Origin of the sequence: Shewanella sp. KCT, assembly GCF_007636505.1 — a bacterium.
Lineage (GTDB): Bacteria > Pseudomonadota > Gammaproteobacteria > Enterobacterales > Shewanellaceae > Shewanella > Shewanella halotolerans.
Window position 1 is genome coordinate 85,510 of record NZ_LVDJ01000015.1, and the last position, 18,327, is coordinate 103,836.

The following is an 18,327-nucleotide window of genomic DNA, read 5'->3' on the forward strand; positions in this document are numbered from 1 at the left end:
CCAGATAAGAAAATCAGAAGGAAGAAGTATGACTGAATTAGCCCAAATGAAATGCGAAGCCTGCCAGGCCGACGCGCCTAAGGTGACAGACGCCGAGTTGGCCGAGCTGATCCGCATGATCCCAGATTGGGGCGTCGAGGTGCGTGACGGTATCATGCAGCTTGAGCGTGTCTACAAGTTTAAAAACTTTAAGCTGGCGATGGAATTTACCAATAAGTTGGCTGACTTAGCCGAGGAAGAGTTTCATCATCCCGGCATTCTAACCGAATGGGGCAAGGTCACTGTGACCTGGTGGTCTCACTCCATCAAGGGCCTGCACCGCAACGATTTCATCATGGCGGCCAAGACAGACCAGTTATTGGACTAAGTTAAAATTGATTTAAAAACAGCGTCATAGCCTAGCTATGGCGCTGTTTTTTTGGTTGCTTTTCGAATCCGGTGTAAACAACTCTTGCCACAAATCTCATTACACTCTAACGTATAGGCGTTTTATCGGCATTTCTGCGTGGCGTGTCACACTTTTTCTGGCATGAGACGCAACCATGCTCGCGATAATCCCAAAAACCGTGAAGTAATAAATATAAAAAGGGACGAAAGGGTATGCGCTTAGAAGTAAGTTGCATCGACCGCGTGGGTCTAGCAAAAGACATTCTGGTGATCCTCGAAGGCTATGGCATTAACCTGATAGCTATCGATGCCAGTAACCAGGGATTTCTCTATCTGCAGTTTGCTGAGGTCAACTTTGATGTGCTCAGTGAGCTGCTGCCGTTAATCAGGAAGGTGGAAGGGGTGCACGACGTGCGCACTGTCTCTTTCATGCCTTCCGAGCAGGAGCATTATGCGCTCAAGACCTTGCTGAAGACACTGCCGGATTCGGTCTTCTCCATCGACGTTAAGGGTCGGATCCGTATCGTCAATGAGTCGGCGCTGATGACGGTCAACATGGGTGAGCACGAGGTGCTCGACGAACCCCTCAATCATTGGGTACAGGGCTTTAACTTCAACCGCTGGCTCAGCGAGCCGCTGGTGTTGGCCCAGGCCACCCGGGTCAACATAGGCCAGAGCGAATACCTGGCCGAGATGCTGCCCATCTATCTGCCCGACGAGAACGACAAGACCATACTGGCCGGCGCCGTAGTCTCCCTCAAATCGCCCGCACGGGTCGGCAAGCAGTTTAACGCCCTGCAGAATCAGACCACAGGGTTTGAGAATGTGCTGGCGGTCAGCGACAAGATGAAAGAGGTGTTGGTGCAGGCCAGACGCATGTCCCAGCTCGATGCGCCTCTGTTGATCACGGGTGAGACGGGCACAGGCAAGGAGCTGATGGCCAGAGCCTGTCACGATGCCAGCATGCGCCGTGAGCATCCCTTTATTGCGATTAACTGCGCCGCCATGCCAGACAGCGCCGCCGAAGAGGAGCTCTTCGGTTATGTCAGCGGTGGCGAGGTGGTCAAGCGCGGCTTCTTCGAGGAGGCCAAGGGCGGCACCGTCTTCTTAGACGAGATTGCCGAGATGTCCAAGGCGGCCCAGGTCAAACTACTGCGTCTGCTGCAGGATGGCACCTTCCGCCGGGTGGGCGGCGATGTGGAGGTGCGCTCTGACGTGCGCATCATCTGCTCGACCCAGAAGAACCTGGCCGAACTATGCCAGACCGGGGAGTTCCGCGAAGATCTCTACTATCGCATCCATGTGCTCAGCTTCCATATGCCTTCGCTTCGCGAGCGCAAGGTGGATGTGATCCCCCTGACCGAGATGTTCCTCGAGCATTACAGTCAGCAGCTGTCTATCCCCATTCGCCGCATCTCGGCCCCATGCCGCGAGCACCTGCTGGGTTATGCCTGGCCGGGTAACGTGCGTCAGCTGAAAAACGCCATCTTCCGAGCGGTGTCCATGTGGGACGGTTCGGCGGAGCTGACGGTGGATCAGCTAAAATTACCGTCATACGCCGAGGGTTTTGGTTATTTCGATCATCAATTTGAGGGCAGCTTGGATCAGGCGATGAAACAGTTCGAGGCGAGTCTGCTTAGACGCCTCTATCCGGCGTACCCCAGTACCCGCCAGCTGGCGAAGAAGCTCGGGGTGTCTCACACGGCCATCGCCAACAAGCTGAGAGAATATAAGATCAGCAAGCAAAAAGGGATGTAAAACCTTATTGCCAGTTGGCTGGTGGTTTTCTAGGCGGATGCAAGGCCGAAACCCCATAAATTTGGGGTTCTCGCTGCCTGTCATGAATTGTTTACAAATTTGAATGTTAAGGGAAGGAGTGTGATTTGTATCACGCTATTCCTATCTTGAGGCGCATAGGGTATTTCTATGCCAAATTGATAGTCCCAGACCCATTAGCGGCGCGGCCCTAAGGTCTGGCAAGAAAAGAATTCGGAAGGAGTGGGTATGAAGTTAGCAAGTTATAACAACGGCCGTCGTGACGGTCAGCTGATGCTTGTGAGTAAAGATCTAACCAAGGCTGTTGCGGTACCGGCCATCGCACACACCATGCAGGAGCTGCTCGACGCCTGGGATCTGCTTCAGCCGCAACTGCAAGAGCTTTATGAGGCCCTTAACCAAGGCGTGCTCGACAACACAGTCGATTTCGACGAGAACAAGTGTCTGTCGCCGCTGCCACGTGCCTATCAGTGGGCCGACGGTAGCGCCTATGTGAACCACGTTGAGCTGGTACGTAAGGCCCGCGGCGCCGAGATGCCAGAAACCTTCTGGACAGATCCTCTGGTGTATCAGGGCGGTTCTGACAGCTTTATCGCGCCTAAGGCGGATATCGAGCTGGCCAGCGAAGAGTGGGGCATAGATTTTGAATCTGAAGTGGCGGTGATCACCGACGACGTGCCTATGGGCATAGACGCTGATTCGGCCGAGAAGCATATCAAGCTGCTGATGCTGGTGAACGATGTGTCGCTGCGTAACCTGATCCCTGCCGAGCTGGCCAAGGGCTTTGGTTTCTTCCAGTCTAAGCCGTCCAGCAGCTTCTCACCTGTTGCCGTAACCCCTGATGAGCTTGGCGACAAGTGGCATGAGTCTAAGGTGCATCTGCCGTTGATCACCCATCTGAACAACGAGCTGTTTGGTAAGCCAAACTGTGGCATCGACATGACCTTTAACTTCAGTCAGTTGATTGCCCATTTCACCAAGACACGTCCATTGGGCGCCGGCGCCATCATAGGTTCGGGCACCATCTCTAACTACGACCGCAGCGCTGGCTCTAGCTGTCTGGCCGAGACCCGTATGCTGGAGACCATCAGCGACGGTAAGCCATCGACCTCATTCATGCGCTTCGGTGATCGCGTGCGTATCGAGATGTTGGATGAAAACGATCAATCTATCTTTGGTGCCATCGACCAGCAGGTGGTTGAGTACAAAGGTTAATTCTTAGTTTTGTTGAAACTCCGGGGCGACCAAGGTTGCCCCGTTTTTGTAACAGCCGCCGGGTAATGGGCGGAGAGAGAAAAGGAGCCGTGCGATGAAATTATTGGGCTACTGGCGCTCCAGCGCCGCTTATCGGGTGCGTATCGCATTGAATTTGAAGGGACTGGATGCTGAGCTCGAATCTGTGCATCTGGTGAAGAATGGCGGCGAGCAGCACTTGCCTGAGTACGCTGCGCTCAATCCCCAGGAGCTGGTGCCAACCCTAATCGAGGGCGACAACGAATTTGTCTTGTCTCAGTCGCTGGCGATCATCGAATATCTCGACGAGCAGTATGGCGGCGCCATGATGCTGCCAAAAGATCTAAAGGCGAGAGCCGAGGTGCGCGCCATGGCACTCTCTATCGCCTGTGAGGTGCATCCGCTGAATAATCTTAAGGTGTTGCAGTATCTCACCAACACACTTGAGCTGGATGAGGATGCCAAGAACGCCTGGTACCATCACTGGATCCATCAGGGCTTTAGCGCCTTCGAGAAGCAACTGGAAAAGCACGCCGGCACCTACTGCTATGGCGATGAGGTGACGCTGGCGGATCTCTGCCTGATCCCTCAGGTCTATAATGCCAATCGCTTCAAGGTCGACTTGAGCACCTATCCAAACATTCGTCGTATCTGGGATAATTGCCATAAGCTTGAGGCCTTCCAGTTGGCGGCGCCCGAGCGTCAGACAGATGCCAGTTAGATTGGTCTCATGAAGCCGTTAGCATGCCGCTAAGGGTTATTCATCAAGAAGTCGACGAACGCCCTGTCGGCCAGACCGATGGGGCGTTCTCTATTCCAGGCGATATGCAGATCCAGATGCACCGCAGGTGAGAAGGGGATGGCGCGGATAGGATCTCTTGCCTCGATCACCATCTCCAGTACGCTGGTGATGGCAAATCCTTGGGCGACCACCTGTTTGATCAGGTTGATAAGGTTAGTCTCGAAGGCGATATTCACCTCGAGATCCAGCGCCTTGGCCTGAGACAGCATCCACTCGCGGTGGAAATAGCCCGGTTTAAACATCACCAGCTCCTGCTCGAAAAACTGCTCCAGGGTGATCCCTTTGTGCTCCGCCAAGGGGTGATCTTCTCCCACGGCCACCACCATCTGCTCTCTGAGCAGCAGATGACTGTCGAAATTAGGCTGCAGATCCTGGCCCGTGATGATGGCGATATCCACCTCTTCGTTTTGCAACATGCGCAGACTGTCTCGGGTACCGCCCTCGAACAGGGAGAGCTTGAGATCCGGATACCTGTGCCTGAAGGCCATCAAGCGAGAGGGCAGGTAGTAGGAGCCCAGCATGCCGGGCACCGCGATGCGCACCTCGCCCTTGGTGAGATTGGCCATAGATTTAATATGGGCCTCGGCCTGTTTTACCTGCTTGAGGATCAGCCTGGCATGTTGCGCCAGCGCCTCGCCTTCGGCGGTGAGGGTGAGGCGACTGCCATTCTGACCGCGATAGTGTTTGTTTCGGTTGACGAGCGTGACCCCGAGGGATTCTTCGAGGCGTTTTATCCCCTGACTCAGGGCGGGCTGGGCGAGATTGAGCTGTTTGGCCGCCAGGGTAAAGCTGCCCTTGGTCGCCAGCGCCTCGAACTGCCTAAGCTGTTTGATATCCATCTTTCATCCCACCTTCTCGCATATTTCTATCACGCTGAGTTAGCTCTATTGTCTTAAGCGCTTTTAGCTGATCGTTTTCAAGCATTGGTCATCGGAATTATCTATAACACGGTATTATCGACATCATAGTTATAATCTATTTTTGTAATGTTAGCGCCGGTGCTAGCCTGTGTCTATCTATCCTATTGAGCGCGACAACATGACCGCCAGCCGTCCACTACAACTTCGTCTGATCTGGGGCCTCTCTCTGGCTTCCGTGGTGATCTACATCAACCTGTATATGGTGCAGGGGATGTTGCCGCTGATCGCGACCAGTTTTAGCGTGTCGCCGGCCCACGCCACCTTGTTGTTGTCTGTGACCAGCTTTTCCATGGCCTTCGCGCTGCTCTTCTATGCCACCCTGTCTGACAAGCTAGGCAGGCGCAAGCCGCTGCTCTGGAGCCTGGCGCTTCTTGTGGTGGCGGATCTCATGTTGATCTGGGTGCAGGATTTCTCGGCGTTGGTGGCGGTGCGTTTGTTTCAGGGGATACTGCTGGCGGCGGTGCCCGCCATCGCCATGGCTTATTTTAAGGACCTGCTCGATACCAGCGTGCTACTCAAGGCGGGGGCCATCTATATCGGCGCCAACAGCCTCGGGGGGATCGCCGGGCGACTGCTCGGCGGCTTGATGACAGAGTATCTGACCTGGGTAGAGGCCATGGGCCTGGTGAGTGTCTTGACCCTGGCGGGCGTGGTGGGCGTACTCATGTTACTGCCGCGACTCGACCGGGTGCGGATCCGTCGCCGTCAACACAAGAGTGGTTTTGGCCTGGCGGATCTCAAGGGCTTTGGCCTGCACCTTGGCGATGCGACCCTGGTGAAGCTCTACCTTCTGGGGGCGCTGGCCTTCATGGTGATGGTCAATCAATTTAGCTATATCCAGCTGCATCTGATGCAGGCGCCATTTGGCTGGGGCAAGTTTCAGGTCACCCTGATCTTCCTCTGTTATTTGAGCGGTACCTACGCCTCGTTCCGCTCCGCCAAGTGGGTGACCCGCCTGGGACGTCAGCCGCTGTTTATCCTCTCGGCGGTGATGATGTGCGTCGGTAGCCTGGTGACCCTGGGGGACACCAGCAGCGCCATCGTTATCGGTTTCCTGCTGTCGAGCTTTGGCTTCTTCACCTTCCACAGCGTCTGTAATGCCTGGGTGGCACAGCGCGCCCAGGTACACAGGGCGAAGGCCACGGCGCTCTACCTGTGTAGCTACTATCTTGGAGCGGCGCTGGGCGGGCCTTTCCTCTTGCCTTTCTGGCAGCATTGGGGCTGGAGCGGCGTGGTGGCTGGCAGCTTGACTCTGCTTAGCGGCGTGATCCTCTTGGTGGTGATGCTGCAGCGCACCCATAGGCCACGCACGCCACTGTTAGATGCTGCTAGCTAACTGACTAAAGCTTAACGGCGGGCTAACCACTGGGGCTTCGACTAGTTGATGAAGGTCTTACGGTTGAGGCCGAACTTCTGCATCTTGTCATAGAGGGTCTTGCGCGGCAGCTCCAGCTGCTCCATGGTGAGCTTGATGCTGCCCTTGTTGTTACTTAGCGCCTCTTCGATCAGCAGCCGCTCGAAAAACTCCACTCTTTGTTGAAGCGACATGTTGGCGTTGAGTTGGCTGCTCTGACCCAGTGAGGTGGCAAAGGCCGCTTCTGGCCCTAACAGCACATAACGCTCGGCCAGATTGCGCAGCTCCCTGACATTGCCGGGCCAGTCGTGGGAGACCAGCTGGGCCGTGTACTGGGCCGTCAAGGGGATCAGCGCCTTATGATAGCGGGCCGAGGCGACCCGGGCGAAATGCAGAAACAGCAGGCCGATATCTTCGCGGCGCTCCCTGAGGGCTGGAATTGGCACAGTCACCAGATTGAGGCGATAGAGGAGATCCTGGCGAAACTCGCCTGTGTCGCACAGACTCTTGAGATCCACCTTAGTGGCGGCGATGATGCGAATATCCAGGTCTATGCTCTTATTGGAGCCGAGGCGCTCCACCTTCCTGTCTTCCAATACCCTGAGCAGCTTAACTTGCAAGGACAGCGGCGTGCTCTCAATCTCGTCGAGAAACAGGGTGCCGCCGTTGGCATACTCGAACTTGCCGATACGTGTCTTATCTGCGCCGGTGAAGGCGCCAGATTCGGCGCCAAATAGCTCGCTCTCTATGATGGTCTCTGGGATGGCGCCGCAGTTGATGGCGACGAAATTGGCTTCGGCTCTGGGGCTGTGGTCGTGCAGATAGCGGGCGACCAGTTCCTTACCCGTGCCTGTCTCGCCTTCAATTAAAACATCGGCGGGCATATCGATCACCTGATGGATGATGTGGCGCATCTGCTTGATCCCCGGGCTGTGGCCCAGGATACGTGGCCCTGGTGTGCTCTGGGATTCCAGCTCACGTTTCAGGCTGCGATTTTCCAGGGTCAGGGCACGTTTCTCCAGCGCCCGCTTGGCGATATCCAGCATGTGCTCGTTGTTAAAGGGCTTCTCGATAAAATCATAGGCCCCCTGTTTCAGTGCCTGCACCGCCATGGCGATATCACCGTGGCCGGTCAGCAGTATGATAGGAATATCCTTGTCCTGAGCCAGTAGGGTGCGCATCAGCGACAGGCCGTCGATATCTGGCATGTTCACGTCTGAGATCACTATCCCCGGCCAGTTGTCGGGCAGGCCCTGGCCAATCTGCTTGGCGTCGGTGAGGGCCAGGGCGCGGTAGGATTCGAGTTCAAACAGCTGCACCAGGGCCGAGCCTATCAGGGGCTCGTCGTCGACGATTAAGATGTCGTATTGATTAAAAACTTGATTTTGCATCGTTATCCTACTGCATGAATGGGCAAGGTGATCTGGAAGATGGCGCCGCCCTGTTCGCGATTGGCAACGCTTATCTTACCCTGCATCGCCTCGACGATACGCCGGGAGATCGATAGCCCCAAGCCCAGCCCCTGACGCGAGCTGGTGTAGTAGGGATCGAAGATCTTCTGCATCTGGCTCTCGTCTATGCCTGTGCCGGTATCTTCTATGGTGATCTCCAGTCGGTTGCTCACCACCACACTTATGATCAGCTGTTTCGGGTTGCTGGCGCGCATGGCCACCATGGCATTGCTCATCAGGTTGATCAGCACCTGCTGTAGCCTAATAGGGTCGCCCCAGAGCAGCGTCTGACACTCTGTGTTGTTGAGCACCAAATCTATCCCCTGTTTGTCCACCTCGGGCTGGACTATGGTCAGCGCATCTCTGATGCACTGCGCTACGCTAATCGCCTTGTCGTTGCCCTGGCTCTTACGGGTAAAGCTCTTAAACTGCGAAACTATGGCCGCCAGACGGTCGGTCAGCTCTATGATGGTCATAATGTTGCTGGAGACATCGTCCCACTTAGCGCGGGAGAGCAGGGTCTGGGTGTTCTGTGCATAGCTGCGAATCGCCGCCAGGGGCTGGTTGATCTCATGGTTGATACTGGCCGACAGGCTGCCGATCACCGTGAGCTTGGCGGCCTGGATCAACTCATCCTGGGCCTCTTTGAGCTGTTGATGGCTGGTCTCCAGCGCCTGGGTGCGCTCCTTGACTCTTTGTTCTAACTGTTCATGGGCCTGTTGCATGCGGCGGGTGTTCTTACGTTTCTCGATGGCGAATAACAGCGCCAGCGCGCACAGCAGGTAGAGGGCGCCATAGAGCAGGAGCAGTGGCGGCAGCGAGCGGTAGATCGGGGTCATGGGCGAGAGGATATGCACCTGCCAGCCCGCGTCACTCATGTAGGCGGCGTTATCCATAAACTCGGCGCCGCGCTTGTCATCGCCTATCTGATAGATCTGATAGTCTGCCGCTAGGGATGGGGCAAAGGGGGGCTCGATCGCCAGCGGACTGATCTCGCGGTTGGCGTAGCGTCTCGAGGATTCGATGCGTTGCTTAAGCTGATGAGTCACAGGCGTCAGCGCGGTGAGGCGCCATTCAGGTCGGCTGGAGAGGAAGATAATATGATCCGGGTCGCTGATGGCGAATTCATAGTTGCTGCCCCTGGCCATGCCCGTGCTCTGCTGCTCTATCTCGGTGACATCGACCTTGACCACTATCGCTCCTAACACCTTGGCCTCTCCCTGGCTGGGGGTGACCGGATAGCCGTGGCTGTAGATGGGATAGGAGAAGTAATAGCCGCGTTTGTTCGAGCTGGTACCGACGGCGAAATAGCGTCCCATCTTGCCCTCGATGGCATCCTTGAAATAGGGTCTGAAGGCGTAATTTTTGCCAATAAAGGAGTAGCTCTGCTGCCAATTACTGGCGGCAATGGCATCACCGTCGATATTGACCAGATAGATATCCAGCGCCTCTGTGATGCTCTGGATCTCCTCCAGATAGCGGTTGAGTGGTGTGATGGTATCGGGATCGTCCTGTTTTAACAGGGCGCTGGCCAGCAGCGGATTGGTGGAGAGCACATGGGGGATGCTCTCATAGCGGCTTAGAGACCCTGAGAGGAAGCTCAGCAGCTCCTTCATCTGGGCGTTGGATTGTTGCCGCGTCATCTCATAGCCATGTTCCAGATGGAACCAGTAGGCGACCCGCAGGGTAAAGGCGAGGCCCAGGAGTATGATGAAGCCGACGCCGAGGTATTTTCTTCTTGTTATAATTTTCGACATATAAGGCATGTCCAATTGAAAAAGCGAATCTGAAAGGGGACCGATTAGATCCCGTTTCAGACTCGCCCAATTGTTAAGCAAAATCAAGTGATTTAATAACCGTTTAACTTATCAATATATTCCGGCAGGAACAGAGAGATCTGCGGAATATAAGTGATCAGCACGAGGAAGAAGAGCAGCAGCGCCAGCCAAGGGATACAGGAGTGGATCACCCATCCCATGCTGCGGCCGGTGATCCCCGCGGTCACAAACAGGTTGAGTCCCACAGGCGGCGTCAACATGCCTATCTCCATGTTCACGACCATGATGATCCCCAGGTGGATAGGGTCTATCCCCAGCTGAGTGGCGATTGGGAACAATATGGGCGCCATGATCAGCAAGATGGCCGATGGCTCCATAAAGTTACCCGCGGCGAGCAGCAGCAAGTTGACTATGATGAGGAAGCCCCATACCGGCAGTCCCATGCCTACTATGGTTTCGGCAATAAGGTGCGGAATACGCTCTGTGGTGAGCACGTGGGCGAACAGCATGGCGTTGGCTATGATGAACAGCAGCATGATGCTGACCTTAGCGCCATCGCGTACCACGTGGCGGATCTCTTTGTCGGCCGGGGTCTTGAAAACCGCCAGCACCATGAAACCAAGATTACGTAGCACGGCTCTGATGAGCGATTCACCGCTATCGCGCCAGCTGACATTTTTCAGCGGGCCGATATCACGATAACCAAATACCGCGATGAAATAGGCATAGACACAGGCAACGGCCGCCGCCTCGGTGGGGCTGGCGACACCGCCATAGATGGAGCCGAGCACGATAAAGATCAGTGCCAGGCCGCCCATCGCCTTGGCGCTCGATATCATCAGGGGGCGAAAACCAGGGAAGGGACGGGAAGGCAGCTTCTTGATGCGGGCCACGATATAGATGGCGAGCATCAACAAGAGTCCCATCATCAGGCCGGGGATAAGCCCCGCCATGAACATGCGCGCGGCCGAAACTTCCGTCGCCGCCGCGTAGACCAGCATGACGATAGAAGGCGGGATCAAAATCCCCAGGGTGCCCGAGGTGGTGATCACCCCTGCGGCAAACTTCTCAGGATAACCAGCACGAACCATGCCGACGATAACGATAGAGCCGATGGCGGCAACCGTGGCGGGGGATGAGCCAGATACCGCGGCAAACAACATACAGGCCATCACTGAGGCCATGGCGAGACCACCGCGGATATGACCTACGCTGTCCATGGCAAAGTCGATAATGCGCCTAGCGACGCCGCCGGTGGAGAGAAACGCCGACGACAGAATAAAGAAAGGGATCGCCAGTAGTGTGTAGTGCTCCGAGGTGGACTCATAGAGCTTCAATGCGACCGAGGCCAGTGAGTCATCGGAGAAGAGCAATATGGTCAACATGCTGGAGAAGCCGAGGGCGATGGCGATCGGCATGCCCAGCAGCATACAGAGAAACAGGCTGATAAAGAGGGTTGCTATAGTCATTATTTTTTATCTCCCGACTGCTTGTCGTCGGCCTGGGCCTCTTGATCGATAAGGTGCATGCTCTCCTTGGCCTCATCGGCAAAGGCAAAGCCGTCGGTTTTATTGGTGATGATGGCCAGAGCCAGCTGCAAGAAGCGCCAGGTAAGCAGAATAAAGCCGATGAGCAGTATGCTTTGAGAGATCCACAGCGGCACAGCTGGCTCCTCGACGTCGATGCGCAGATATTCCCAGGCAAAGTCGCCGTCCAGTCCGCCAATCAGAAAATGGGGCAGGTCGATATCTTCCATGGGCACGCCAATTTGATACATCTTGGCCAGGTATTCCCAGCTGCCGACCAGGAACATGCCGCAGTAGATGAGACAGATGGCCACGGCCAGTATGGCGGTGTACTTACGTCCCTGGGCGGGGAGTTTTTTCACGAAGGCATCGACGCCTATGTGAGCACCGACCTTGACGCCATAGGACATGCCAAACAGTACGAACCAGCCGCAGATGGTGAGCGTTAGCTCCTGGATCCACAGGAAACCTGTGTTAAAGAAGAAACGGGCGATCACTTCGACAAAGACCAATAGGGTCATGGCGGTGAGCAAGGCGTTAAGTACCACCTCTTCGATATGAGAAAAAAAGCGAGACATCATCTCTAAGACTCCTTAGATAGGAAAGAGGCCGAATGCCATGGAAACGGCCTCAATGCTTTCCTATTAAGTTTAGTGGGTTAGCGCTTATTATTCGTTTGCGGCAACGGCGGCATCGATAAGATCTTTACCTATCTTATCTTCGAACTGTGCCCATACAGGTTTCATGGCGTTGACCCAGGCGGCGCGCTGGTCTGGCGTCAGGTAGGTGACCTCTGAACGCTTAGAGTCGATGATGGCTTGCTTGTCTTTGTTAACCTTAGCCGCGGCTATTTCGTTACCATAGGCAATGGCTTCATCCAGTGATGCCTTGATCACCTTGCGCTTGTCGGCGGGTAGGGACTTCCAGAAGGTGTTTGAGGTGACCACCATGTAGTCGAGCACACCGTGGTTACTCTCTGTGATGTTGCTCTGTACTTCGTAGAACTTCTTCGAGTAGATGTTAGACCAGGTGTTTTCCTGACCATCGATGGCGCGGGTTTGCAGCAGGGTGAAGACCTCAGAGAAGGGTTTCTTCACCGGAATGGCATCGACCGCCTGGAACTGGGCAGCTAACACGTCTGAGGCCATGATACGGAACTTCTTACCCTGGGCATCTTCTGGCAGGACAAGCGGGCTACTGGCCGAGAACTGCTTCATACCATTGTGCAGATAACCCAGGCCGACGACACCCTTGCGCTTCATCGAGTTCAGCAGTTGCTGGCCGGCGTCGCTCTGTTGGAAACGGTTAACGGCGTCCATGTCTTTGAAGAGGAAAGGTAGATCGAATAGCTGCAGCTTCTTGGTGTAGCGCTCGAACTTGGAGAGCGATGGCGCCACAAACTGCACATCGTTCAGTAGCAGGGCGGAGAGCTCGTTGTTGTCACCAAACAGCTGAGAGTTTGGGAACACGTTTACCTGGTATTCACCGGGTAGACGCTCTTCTACTAATTGCTTGAACTTAAGTGCCATTTGGCCTTTAGGGGTATTTTCGGCCACCACATGGGAAAACTTAATTTCCGTTGGCGCCGCCCAGCTGTTTAAGCTGGCACCCAGAAGGGCCGCGATTGAGGTCATCTTGACGATCTGTTTGATAAAGGTACAGGTGTTGAGTCTGGTCATTTTGTTATCCCTATTATTGTTAATCCTTCAGTGCCTTAGGGCGACTGCAGGTTCACAGTGTGCTTAACTCATAGAAATTATAGGCAAGGACCAGGCCAAAGATGTTTAAATTATGTAAATTGCCTTATATCAACATGTTGCGAGCTATTGGTTAATTGGTAAACAGGCGTGCTTGGGGAGGATGTCGCCCATTGGTCTTATTTCAATGGGTGGGAATCCACCCATTTTGCGGGGTTAAAGTTTGAGCTGAGTCCCGTTATCGGGTTAATTGTGCGCTGGCCAGTATTCACGTTTGAAGTGACCGTGATATAGGATGGCGCCGGCAGCCGCCGCGCACAGAGCTCCGATCAACAGCACAATCTTGACATCGAACACGGCTAACAGGCCGCCGAAGAGGGCGGCGAGCAGGTTGCCGACGCAGAAAATGGTTACCAGCATGCCCATAAGCTGTCCCTGGGGCCTGTCTTGATAGGCATGGGACAGGTAGGTCGGCAGGAAGCTGTTGTAGATAGCGATGCCCGCGCCTATGGTCATGAAGGTGAGCAGATAGCTGTCATTGGTGAGATAGGGAAAGCAGGCCAAAGAGGCGCCAAACAGCAAGATCCCCACCAGACTCGCGCTGGCGTGGTTGAGCCTGCGCTGAAGCACAGGGGTAAACCAGATGCTGGTGGCGATCATGCAGCCGGTGAGCAGCACGGTTACCCAGCTGATCTGCGCCGAGGTGAAGTTCGCCTGTTGCACCAGGTGCAGCGGATAGAACTCATAGTAGAAGTTAACCCCCATGGTCAGCAGCAGGTAGAGCAGAAAGAAGCGTCTCAAGGCCGGCTCTCTGAGCAGCACCAGGCTGGAGCCTTTCTCGGCGTTGGCTTGGGTCTCATCGAGCTGACGGGGCAGAAGCCTGTGACTCAGCAGGGCACACAGAATACAGGCAACCGCCGCCGCGCCAAACACTGTCTCCATCCCCCAATCGATGAGGTAGCCGCCAGCTAACGGCCCTAGCAGATAGCCGCCATAGCCCATGGCGCTGATCAGCGAGAAACTGCGGGTCTTATCGATTTGCGGATGGAGATCGGCTGCTATCGCCCTTGCGATGGCGATGTTGCCCTCGCAGATCCCCGTCAGTAAACGCGCGAGACAGAAAAGGACAAACTGCTCCGAGTGCGCTGCGAAGGCCGTGAGCCCATAACCCAGCGCGCTGCCCATCAGGGTGAGGCTGAGCAGACGCTTGCGCCCATAGGTGTCAGACAGGCTGCCGATGAAGCTGCCGCCTATGATGATCCCCAGTGGATAGATGCCTAAGACGATACCCATTAAAAATTCGCTGGGCAGGCCCATGAAGTGGGTTAGGGGAGAGCTGTTGTCGTGAAATAGCGGCGCCAGTACAGGATATGGCAGTGCAATGCCCGCCACACTGATCAGAGTAACGATTAAGGTGACGCCGAGAATGCGCTGAGCCGTCTGGTTGGGAGCGGCTTGTAGGGAGTCGGTGGCTTTCATGACAGCCTTCAAAAGAATCAATAGGTAGGACAACTCTACCTCAGTGATTAATTAAGTAAAGTGTTTTGTTTATTTAACTGGATGAAGGAAGAGATGGCTTGGTGTAAGCTATTTATTTTATTGGTAATAATATCAGAATTTATTATTTGGGTGGGTTGATGCGTTTTAGAATTGCCTCGCTGGGTAGCAGCTCAAGGTGGCCCTGAGCATCAAAATACCAACCCGTGATGAAACCTTTTTGTCGCATGGCGACCAGGTTTTGCATCACCTCCTTGGCTTCGAGCATTGCTTCCTGCTCATCGCATTCATGGGTGAGTTTTAGGTACGCGGCAATACTTGCCAGCGACGCAGATTGAGTAACATCAGCCATGTTCAACCACCTTGAGTCTAACTTGGTTTGAGCAAAGTCTTAATGAAGAATAGTTGAGGCTAAGGGATTCGCAATAGCGAGAACCGGGCGCAATGGCTTGCTGCTAGGCTGTTTGATTATAAATAGGGAGGTGAAGCATTAAAGAGGAAATATGGTGGTCGATACTGGGCTCGAACCAGTGACCCCCTCCTTGTAAGGGAGGTGCTCTCCCAGCTGAGCTAATCGACCTGGGACTGTCTGTGATTTATCGTTTCATAGCCATGCTATGGTGGTCGATACTGGGCTCGAACCAGTGACCCCCTCCTTGTAAGGGAGGTGCTCTCCCAGCTGAGCTAATCGACCTGGGATAAATACAGCATATTACATATTTTGATAACAATGGTGGTCGATACTGGGCTCGAACCAGTGACCCCCTCCTTGTAAGGGAGGTGCTCTCCCAGCTGAGCTAATCGACCTGGGGCATTATTATATTCGATATTCTCTCGTGAAGAGATGGTGGTCGATACTGGGCTCGAACCAGTGACCCCCTCCTTGTAAGGGAGGTGCTCTCCCAGCTGAGCTAATCGACCTGGGAATATCTCACAACATTAAACTCGATGCACCACATATTTCAATCTAGGACAAAATATGGTGGTCGATACTGGGCTCGAACCAGTGACCCCCTCCTTGTAAGGGAGGTGCTCTCCCAGCTGAGCTAATCGACCTGGGACACATCAAATTTTTCAGCCATACAGTGTATGGTGGTCGATACTGGGCTCGAACCAGTGACCCCCTCCTTGTAAGGGAGGTGCTCTCCCAGCTGAGCTAATCGACCTCGCTGTGTGGGGCCGTATTATAGGGGGGAACGATCTACTGTCAACGCTTTTTTCGAGAAAATAATGAGTCCGGTTCAAATTTGTTCGGATCGTCTTAATGTTAAACAAATCAGGATGATTTCCGGTGCCGCCCTGGCGAAAGCCTGAGCAGAAGGGGGCTCCAGCTTGTCGGTCAGAGCAAGGGCTTGGTAGAGATAAGCAATGCTTAACTGGGCTGTTTGATAAAAACATCTGGCGAAAAGGAGCGAGCTTGCTCGTTTTTAACGCGTCGTTATTCACCTTTCTCTATCACTAGGCGGGCAAATCAATGTAGCACTTGCTTGATTGAGGCGGCTTAACTGTTAGCACCATGTCCTTCAGCATATTTTCTGCACCATCTTTTTTTATACCATATATAGTCGCTGCAAATAAAAAAGACGTAGGGCAGGTAGTTTGGGTATTTCTTATTTAGGCCTTTGCAATTTAGGCGCTCATCGCTTGGGCTCATCAATAGCGGCTGACTAAAAGCTGCTTTTTGCTTTCTATCTATTCTCCTTTGGGTGTTTATATAATGGGGCTTATATAAGAGCGGTGCGACATATAAGATCTGTGCAGCAGTAGCCTGAAGCTCGCAGCATTTATGTGCCTGTGATCAACCCAATCTGATCGTCTTTTCAGATCACCGTTTCTTCTATCTGTGCCTTATCTATTTCTAGCATTCCCACTTTTGTTTTTATTGGCCTTAGCTATATAGAGCAAGACAGTCATGCAGGAAGAGGTCATCTCGATAGAAAAGCGGGTAGGTGGTTCGGGTGACAATCTCGCGGCGGCACATTCCTAGCGTAGCTGTCATCTGTTGAGTATCTGCCGAGGTAAGCCGCGTATCCTATGATGGGGGGATCACCTTTTCGGTGCGTCGGGCAAGCTGCGGTTGTCCAGGCTATTTTCTCTTATCCCATTTGGCTGTTAGAATAGCGGTCACATTAAATAGCTCAGTCTATATTTAGACCATTCGATAACAGGTTACTGTCCCATTATGACGATTAAGACGCGTTTTGCTCCAAGTCCTACCGGTTTTCTTCACGTAGGTGGTGCACGTACTGCACTCTATTCATGGCTCTATGCCCGCGCTAACCAAGGTGAGTTTGTCTTGCGTATCGAAGATACGGATCTCGAACGTTCAACTACTGAAGCCTGCGCAGCTATCTTAGAAGGTATGGAGTGGCTTGGACTGAACTGGGATGAGGGTCCGTACTACCAGACTAAGCGTTTCGATCGCTACAACGAGATCATCGCGCAGATGCTAGAGCAGGGCACCGCCTATAAGTGTTACTGCAGCCGCGAACGTATCGAGGCGATGCGTGAAGAGCAGGCCGCCAAAGGCGAACAACAAAAGTATGATGGTTGCTGCCGTGACAAGGCGCCGCGCGATACCGACGAGCCTTTCGTGGTGCGTTTTAAAAATCCAACCGAAGGTAGCGTAGTGTTCGACGATCACGTACGCGGCCGTATCGAGATCTCAAACGAGTTGCTGGACGACCTAATCATCGCCCGCACCGACGGTACGCCTACCTATAACTTCTGCGTTGTGGTTGACGATTGGGATATGGGCATCACCTGTGTGGTACGTGGTGAAGACCATATCAACAACACTCCACGCCAAATCAACATCCTCAAGGCACTCAATGCACCAGTACCTGAGTATGCCCACGTGGCAATGATCTTAGGTGACGATGGTGCCAAGCTGTCTAAGCGTCACGGCGCCGTTGGTGTAATGCAGTATCGTGATGACGGTTACCTGCCAGAAGCGCTACTTAACTACCTGGTACGCCTAGGCTGGTCACATGGCGATCAGGAGGTCTTCTCTATCGAGGAGATGAAGCAGTACTTTAAGTTAGACGACATCAACAAGGCGGCGTCTGCCTTTAATACCGAAAAACTGATCTGGTTGAATCAGCACTATATGAAGGAGCTGGCGCCTGAATATGTGGCCAAGCACCTCGAGTGGCACATGCAAGATCAAAACATAGATACAGCAAACGGTCCTGCGCTGGCTGAAGTGGTCTCTGCACTGGCCGAACGCGCCAAGACTCTAAAAGAGCTAGCTGTTTCTAGCCGCTACTTCTATGAAGACTTTGCCGAGTTCGATGAAACCGCCGCTAAGAAACATCTGCGTGGTGTTGCCTTAGAGCCGCTACAACTGTTGCAGAAGAAATTTGCCGAGCTGAGCGAGTGGAACGTAGAAGCGATTCACCAGGCTATCGAAGCGACGGCTGCCGAATTAGAGCTGGGCATGGGTAAGGTTGGTATGCCACTGCGTGTTGCGGTTACCGGTGCGGGTATGTCGCCTGCTGTAGATTTAACCGCTTTCCTCGTCGGAAAGGCCCGTTGTGAGCAAAGAATCTCCAAAGCGATTGAATTTGTAGCAAATAGAATAAATTCCTAAAAAACGAGTTGACACTTTTGGGTGTGCTGCATAGAATGCGCCTCGCAGTTGAGACACAGCCGGCAGATGCTCGCGGTGCACTCAAAGGTGACAAGTTAGGTAAGGGGCCTTAGCTCAGCTGGGAGAGCGCAACACTGGCAGTGTTGAGGTCAGCGGTTCGATCCCGCTAGGCTCCACCATCTAATTTGAAAGCGTTGAAGCAATAGCCTACTGGCTTCGACGAGTATTCACTCGATACAGAGTATAACGTATCAACAGTGTCCCATTCGTCTAGAGGCCTAGGACACCGCCCTTTCACGGCGGTAACAGGGGTT

14 protein-coding genes and 7 tRNA genes are annotated in these 18,327 nt (G+C 53.9%); 7 read left to right on the forward strand and 14 right to left on the reverse strand.

Going from position 1 to position 18,327, the window contains the following annotated elements; all coding sequences use genetic code 11:
• The first annotated feature begins 28 nt into the window (after positions 1–28).
• The 4 genes from AYI87_RS18060 (at position 29) to maiA (ending at position 4,117) form a co-directional block, all read left to right on the forward strand.
• Positions 29–367: a 4a-hydroxytetrahydrobiopterin dehydratase gene (locus AYI87_RS18060; RefSeq protein ID WP_011865235.1), complete on the forward strand. Its 339-nt coding sequence runs from the start codon at positions 29–31 to the stop codon at positions 365–367.
• A 233-nt stretch (positions 368–600) separates the two neighbouring features.
• Complete coding sequence (gene tyrR, locus AYI87_RS18065) at positions 601–2,145, forward strand: transcriptional regulator TyrR (protein ID WP_144204066.1); 1,545 nt, start codon at positions 601–603, stop codon at positions 2,143–2,145.
• A 246-nt stretch (positions 2,146–2,391) separates the two neighbouring features.
• Positions 2,392–3,378, forward strand: coding sequence for a fumarylacetoacetate hydrolase family protein (locus AYI87_RS18070; protein ID WP_144204067.1), 987 nt, complete (start codon positions 2,392–2,394; stop codon positions 3,376–3,378).
• 94 nt (positions 3,379–3,472) lie between these two features.
• Positions 3,473–4,117 (forward strand): maleylacetoacetate isomerase, encoded by a 645-nt coding sequence (gene maiA, locus AYI87_RS18075; RefSeq protein ID WP_144204068.1) that lies wholly within the window; start codon positions 3,473–3,475, stop codon positions 4,115–4,117.
• A gap of 29 nt (positions 4,118–4,146) precedes the next feature.
• Here the strand turns inward: maiA and AYI87_RS18080 are convergent, their stop codons facing one another.
• Complete coding sequence (locus AYI87_RS18080; RefSeq protein ID WP_144204069.1) at positions 4,147–5,037, reverse strand: LysR family transcriptional regulator; 891 nt, start codon at positions 5,035–5,037, stop codon at positions 4,147–4,149.
• A 199-nt stretch (positions 5,038–5,236) separates the two neighbouring features.
• On the opposite strand from AYI87_RS18080, the gene AYI87_RS18085 reads away from it, so the two are divergent.
• Entirely contained in the window at positions 5,237–6,454 is a 1,218-nt protein-coding gene (locus AYI87_RS18085; protein WP_144204085.1) for an MFS transporter, read from the forward strand.
• A 41-nt stretch (positions 6,455–6,495) separates the two neighbouring features.
• Here the strand turns inward: AYI87_RS18085 and AYI87_RS18090 are convergent, their stop codons facing one another.
• The 13 genes from AYI87_RS18090 to AYI87_RS18150 form a co-directional block, all read right to left on the reverse strand.
• The gene (locus AYI87_RS18090; RefSeq protein ID WP_222116787.1) at positions 6,496–7,863 is read right to left on the reverse strand and encodes a sigma-54-dependent transcriptional regulator; all 1,368 of its coding nucleotides are present in this window, start codon (positions 7,861–7,863) and stop codon (positions 6,496–6,498) included.
• A gap of 2 nt (positions 7,864–7,865) precedes the next feature.
• Positions 7,866–9,689, reverse strand: a complete 1,824-nt coding sequence (locus AYI87_RS18095; RefSeq protein ID WP_144204071.1) for an ATP-binding protein — start codon at positions 9,687–9,689, stop codon at positions 7,866–7,868.
• A gap of 83 nt (positions 9,690–9,772) precedes the next feature.
• Positions 9,773–11,170, reverse strand: coding sequence for a TRAP transporter large permease (locus AYI87_RS18100; RefSeq protein WP_144204072.1), 1,398 nt, complete (start codon positions 11,168–11,170; stop codon positions 9,773–9,775).
• Entirely contained in the window at positions 11,170–11,808 is a 639-nt protein-coding gene (locus AYI87_RS18105; RefSeq protein ID WP_144204073.1) for a TRAP transporter small permease, read from the reverse strand. Before AYI87_RS18105 ends, AYI87_RS18100 begins: the two co-directional genes overlap by 1 nt.
• A gap of 87 nt (positions 11,809–11,895) precedes the next feature.
• Positions 11,896–12,861 (reverse strand): TRAP transporter substrate-binding protein, encoded by a 966-nt coding sequence (locus tag AYI87_RS18110; RefSeq protein WP_260865181.1) that lies wholly within the window; start codon positions 12,859–12,861, stop codon positions 11,896–11,898.
• 309 nt (positions 12,862–13,170) lie between these two features.
• Positions 13,171–14,403 (reverse strand): MFS transporter, encoded by a 1,233-nt coding sequence (locus tag AYI87_RS18115; RefSeq protein ID WP_260865180.1) that lies wholly within the window; start codon positions 14,401–14,403, stop codon positions 13,171–13,173.
• A 142-nt stretch (positions 14,404–14,545) separates the two neighbouring features.
• Positions 14,546–14,773 (reverse strand): hypothetical protein, encoded by a 228-nt coding sequence (locus AYI87_RS18120; RefSeq protein WP_144204076.1) that lies wholly within the window; start codon positions 14,771–14,773, stop codon positions 14,546–14,548.
• A gap of 152 nt (positions 14,774–14,925) precedes the next feature.
• Positions 14,926–15,001 (reverse strand) — tRNA-Val (locus tag AYI87_RS18125).
• Between the two features lie 38 nt (positions 15,002–15,039).
• A tRNA-Val gene (locus AYI87_RS18130) sits at positions 15,040–15,115 on the reverse strand.
• A 37-nt stretch (positions 15,116–15,152) separates the two neighbouring features.
• Positions 15,153–15,228 (reverse strand) — tRNA-Val (locus AYI87_RS18135).
• 38 nt (positions 15,229–15,266) lie between these two features.
• Positions 15,267–15,342: transfer RNA gene (locus tag AYI87_RS18140), tRNA-Val, on the reverse strand.
• 59 nt (positions 15,343–15,401) lie between these two features.
• Positions 15,402–15,477, reverse strand: a tRNA-Val gene (locus AYI87_RS18145).
• Between the two features lie 34 nt (positions 15,478–15,511).
• Positions 15,512–15,587: transfer RNA gene (locus AYI87_RS18150), tRNA-Val, on the reverse strand.
• Positions 15,588–16,603: 1,016 nt separating this feature from the next.
• Here AYI87_RS18150 and gltX point away from each other — a divergent pair.
• Positions 16,604–18,013 carry a glutamate--tRNA ligase gene (gene gltX / locus AYI87_RS18155; RefSeq protein WP_144204077.1) on the forward strand — a complete coding sequence of 470 codons (1,410 nt, stop codon included), beginning with the start codon at positions 16,604–16,606 and terminating at the stop codon, positions 18,011–18,013.
• A 103-nt stretch (positions 18,014–18,116) separates the two neighbouring features.
• Positions 18,117–18,192: transfer RNA gene (locus tag AYI87_RS18160), tRNA-Ala, on the forward strand.
• The last annotated feature ends 135 nt before the right edge of the window (positions 18,193–18,327 follow it).